Below are 331 nucleotides of genomic sequence, written 5' to 3' on the forward strand. Positions count from 1 at the left end.
CGAGCTGGCGCGCGGGCGGGGCGGGCTGCCGCTGACCGTCGACGCGCCCGGTGAGCCGCCCGCCGGGTGGACCGGCAAGCTGTGGGCGGTGCGCCACGGCATCGCCCTGGCCCGCGCGCGGGACCCCCAGTACCTGCTGCTGACCGACGCCGACATCGCGCACGCGCCGGACAGTCTGCGGCACCTGGTCGCGGCGGCCTCGGCCGGGGGCTTCGACGTCGTCTCGCAGATGGCGCGGCTGCGGGTGGAGAGCCGCTGGGAGCGGCTGGTCGTGCCGGCCTTCGTCTACTTCTTCTGCCAGCTGTATCCGTTCCGCCGGATCGCCAGGCCG

At 76.1% G+C, this 331-nt stretch carries 1 protein-coding gene; it reads left to right on the forward strand.

Annotation, left to right across the window (positions count from 1 at the left end; translation table 11 throughout):
* A partial coding sequence (locus G3I53_RS11210; RefSeq protein ID WP_164438301.1) for a glycosyltransferase occupies positions 1-331 on the forward strand: 331 nt, incomplete at both ends.

Origin of the sequence: Streptomyces sp. SID14436, assembly GCF_010548465.1 — a bacterium.
Classification (GTDB): Bacteria; Actinomycetota; Actinomycetes; order Streptomycetales; family Streptomycetaceae; genus Streptomyces.